Below are 3729 nucleotides of genomic sequence, written 5' to 3' on the forward strand. Positions count from 1 at the left end.
GCCGCCGCCGTCCTCGAAGACGGCGACCGTCGCACCGAATGCGCTCACGAGCCGCTCGATCGGGCCGCGGACTACGACCGATCTCCAACGCGTATCGACGATGCTCAAACCGAAGCGCTCGCAATAGCGCCGCAGCAATTCGACGTCCTCGGGATCTGCGTCAGTCTGTCTTTCGAGCGTTGTGCGATCGAGGTACGTGCGTAGTAACGGCGGAGTCGCTGCAAGCTTACGCGCGTTGTCCGCGTCGAGCTCGCCGCCCGTACGGGGACGCAGCCAGGCCGTGAGGAGCACATCGGTGCTCGAAGTCACCGGCGCCGCTTCGCGACTGTCGGGCCAGACGACGCGCTCGGTCAAGGGAACCGGAACGCTCCCGGCGGCACTCGAGGAGAACCCGGTCGACGTCGGCGGTTCCATCAGAGGTCTGTCAATTGCGCAATGCGAGCCGAAAGCCTGTGGGCGAGTGCGCCCCGCGTGGCGGACAAGCGACCGAAGTTGCTCGGGACGGTGCGCGTTCGACCGGGGCGAACCGCCGAGCTCTTCGATTCTTCATTCGATAGTCGAACTGCTTAGATCGGCCTACAATTTCACGACTTGCTGCAGCGCGATAGCAACCTCGGCATCGGAATAGCCGCGATGCGCAAGCGCGTTCAAGAACTGCTCGATCGCATCACGTAAGGCAGTCGTTCGAGCGCGTTTGTCGGTTGCCGGCGTCCGGGACGCCACACGCGTTCCGCGACGTCCTTCGCTCGTAAGCCAGCCCTCTCGTTGCAGTTCCGAATAGGCGCGCGCGACCGTGTTCGGTGCGACGCCGAGATCGCCCGCGAGTTGCCGAACCGTGGGCAGCGCATCGCCCGGCCGAAGCTCGCCGCGTTCGATGAAGCCGCGGAGCTGATCGAAAATCTGCTGGAACGGCGCTGCTTCAAGATCCGGATCGACCGAGAGGAAGGCGTCGCTCACGGCGAGGCCGTGCACGCCGCACGCGTAAGGTGGCGCACGTACCAGGCCTGCCAAATCCACATCCCAGCCCAAATCAGCAGCATCTCAACATCCGTAACGCGTCCGAGCCCTCCGACGGCCGGCGGCGTAGCGTTGACGAAGCTCACGAAGAGGGCGACGCTCCCGATCGCCAGCACGCAGGTTAATCCGGTATGCCGAGCACGATCCGCGCGGTCGCGCAGGCGCTCGGATCGCGGATCCCCGCTGGTAAGCTGAGTAGGAGCGCTCGCGACACGCCACGCGATGGCCGTCATGGCGATCACACAAGCGATGGCGATCAGGGCGGGCGCAACGGCGATGCCTCCGAGGACGTACGGTACGAGGGGCAGCGCCGAGAGCAGGCTGATGGTTATCCACACCGCCGGCACGCGCTCCGCCGCAGGACGGGGAGCGAGCAGCGCGATTCGTCGCCGGCGCGCGCGCTCGTCGCGAAGCAGGTCGGCAAGGAAGACCGCAACCAAAGAAACGCAGGTGATGCTGTAGGCGACGATCGGAGCGAGAACGTTTCGCGCTACGAGCGCCGCGATCGCGAAAGCGAAGGCGGCGACGAGGTATCGCGCCGGCGCCGAAGCTCCCCCGCAACGCCCGACGCGCACCGCCGCTACGAGATAGGTGACGCCTGCCAAGGCGGCCACGGCGGAAATGGCGATTCGCTGTATCACGAGCACGTTATGCATTGTATCATCAACCTAACACAACAATGCGTTTCGTGTCAACCTACTGGTACAAACAAAAATGAGGCGCGATCCGACCGAATAAGCACGACCATCGCATCTCGCTGGGCGGTCCCCCCAGGTTTTTTGTCCGGGTTGTGATTTTTTCAATCGGTTTAGCGAATAACGGTTATGAAATGAGCACTGAGCAGTTGCGGACGCGGTTCCAAGCCCTCGTAGACGAGAACCGCCGAATCGTGTACAAGATTTGCAGCTCGTATTGTCCGAACCGGGACGACCGTGACGACCTTGCTCAAGAGATCGTCACAGAACTCTGGAAATCGTTTGCCACGTTCGATGAACGTAGCCGGTTTTCGACCTGGCTCTATCGCGTGGCACTCAACGTCGCCATTTCATTCAGCCGTCGAGAACGCCGGCGAGCCCGGCATGTTGTTTCGGGAGGCGAGAATCTTCTTGACGTGGCCGAAAGTGCGCGCGGCACTCCCGAGGACTTGTTCGTTCTCTATCAATTCATCGAGGATCTCGATCCGTTAAACAAGGCCCTCGTTCTGCTCTATCTCGACGGATACGCATATCGCGAGATTTCCGACGTGCTGGGCATTACCGAAACCAACGTGGCGACGAAAATTAGCCGCTTGAAGAGTGCAATAAGAACACACTTTTCAAGCACAGCGGCGACCTAGCCGGGAGAGAAACACCAAATGAACATAGATATGGACGAACTCAAGACAAAGTGGGCCGAGCACGATCGAAGACTGGACGCGGTAATCAGTCTTAATCGGCAGCTCCTGGCGAGATTCGAATTAAAACCGGCCCGCTCGGCAATGGGATTGCTTACCTTCTCACTGTTTTTTGAAGTTCTTATCATGCTGATCACGGTCATGCTGCTCGGACGTTTTATCGGCGATCACATCGGCGCACGAAAATTCGTAGTGCCTGCGGCGTTGCTCGATGCAGCCGCCATAGCGTTCCTCATCAACCTCGTGCGCCAAATCGTCATCACGCGGCAGATTGACTTTGGCCGGCCGATCGCCGCGATCCAGAAGAAGATCGAAACGTTACGCGTGCTGCGGATCCGCTACGCGCAAGGGCTGCTTCTTATCGCCGTCCTCGCATGGCCGCCGCTGCTCATCGTCCTGTTTAAGGGTGCGTTCGGATTAGATGCCTACGCCTTGTTCGGTTCGGCTTACATCTGGGCCAACGCCCTAGTCGGGCTAGCCGTCATCCCGCTGGCGATTTGGCTCTCCAAGAGGATCGACACTCACGCGAGTGAGTCGCCGGTCATGCGCCGCCTTATTCGAACGATCAATGGCAGTAGCCTTAACGCCGCCATTGACTCGCTCGCCAAACTCGCCGATTTCGAGAACGAAACACCGCGGTAGTGGGGACTAAGCTAGCATGATGAATGACAAAACGGAAATCGATCGCTTAAGCCAGCGCTTCTACTCGCTGTTCACCAATCGTGGCGGCACCACTCCGAACGTCGCGGGGATTCACGAGCTCTTCATCCCAGAGGGCGTGATCGTCAAGACTTGTGGCGAGATTCCGGCCGTCTACGACTTGACGGGCTTCATCGAGCCGCGCGAACGATTGCTGCGCGATGGAGAACTCGTCGATTTCGAGGAGGAAGAAATACGGGAGCGCACGTCGATCATGGGTTACGTCGCGCAGCGCTTCAGCGTCTACCGCAAGTCGGGGATCTTACGCGGGGAGCCGTTCGAGGGCCGCGGCATCAAGACGATGCAATTCGTTCGCACGCACGGGTCGTGGAAGCTCAGCGCCGTCGCCTGGGACGACGAACGCGAGGGGTTCGCGCTCGACCTCGACGGTTTTGAGGATGCTCGGGGGATGTCCTAAAAGGTCGCCTGTGCACCATTGCGGCCATCCCGGCTCGGGCGTAGACTCTGCCTATGAAGACACGACACATCGCCATTCTCGCCTACGACGGTCTCGAAACACTCGATGTGGCCGGACCCGCCGACGTCTTTTCGAGCGCGAACGACCTGCTGGGCCGCGACCCCGCGCCCTATGAGGTCGTCGTCCTGGGCATACGGCGCGG

The 3729-nt window shown here is 60.8% G+C and carries 6 protein-coding genes; 3 read left to right on the plus strand and 3 right to left on the minus strand.

The window, feature by feature from the left end; translation table 11 throughout:
* From VIG32_12285 to VIG32_12295, 3 genes are all read right to left on the minus strand, one after another.
* A partial coding sequence (locus VIG32_12285; GenBank protein ID HEY8298786.1) for a hypothetical protein occupies window positions 1–414 on the minus strand: 414 nt, incomplete at its 3' end.
* 162 nt (window positions 415–576) lie between these two features.
* Window positions 577–972, minus strand: a complete 396-nt coding sequence (locus VIG32_12290) for a GntR family transcriptional regulator (protein ID HEY8298787.1) — start codon at window positions 970–972, stop codon at window positions 577–579.
* Window positions 954–1664 carry a hypothetical protein gene (locus VIG32_12295; GenBank protein ID HEY8298788.1) on the minus strand — a complete coding sequence of 237 codons (711 nt, stop codon included), beginning with the start codon at window positions 1662–1664 and terminating at the stop codon, window positions 954–956. Before VIG32_12295 ends, VIG32_12290 begins: the two co-directional genes overlap by 19 nt.
* A gap of 182 nt (window positions 1665–1846) precedes the next feature.
* On the opposite strand from VIG32_12295, the gene VIG32_12300 reads away from it, so the two are divergent.
* From VIG32_12300 to VIG32_12310, 3 genes are read left to right on the plus strand one after another with little or no spacing between them, the layout of a single operon-like run.
* Complete coding sequence (locus VIG32_12300; GenBank protein ID HEY8298789.1) at window positions 1847–2353, plus strand: sigma-70 family RNA polymerase sigma factor; 507 nt, start codon at window positions 1847–1849, stop codon at window positions 2351–2353.
* 30 nt (window positions 2354–2383) lie between these two features.
* The gene (locus tag VIG32_12305; GenBank protein HEY8298790.1) at window positions 2384–3052 is read left to right on the plus strand and encodes a hypothetical protein; all 669 of its coding nucleotides are present in this window, start codon (window positions 2384–2386) and stop codon (window positions 3050–3052) included.
* Between the two features lie 19 nt (window positions 3053–3071).
* Window positions 3072–3527, plus strand: a complete 456-nt coding sequence (locus VIG32_12310; protein HEY8298791.1) for a hypothetical protein — start codon at window positions 3072–3074, stop codon at window positions 3525–3527.
* Window positions 3528–3729: the final 202 nt, after the last annotated feature.

Source organism: Candidatus Baltobacteraceae bacterium, from assembly GCA_036559195.1.
In the GTDB taxonomy this organism is placed as follows: domain Bacteria; phylum Vulcanimicrobiota; class Vulcanimicrobiia; order Vulcanimicrobiales; family Vulcanimicrobiaceae; genus JALYTZ01.

Bases quoted from the DNA above. Each gene is read 5' to 3' on its own strand.
- VIG32_12300 (HEY8298789.1), top strand. From the start codon at position 1,847: ATGAGCACTGAGCAGTTGCGGACGCGGTTCCAAGCCCTCGTAGACGAG.
- VIG32_12305 (HEY8298790.1), top strand. From the start codon at position 2,384: ATGGACGAACTCAAGACAAAGTGGGCCGAGCACGATCGAAGACTGGAC.
- VIG32_12310 (HEY8298791.1), top strand. From the start codon at position 3,072: ATGAATGACAAAACGGAAATCGATCGCTTAAGCCAGCGCTTCTACTCG.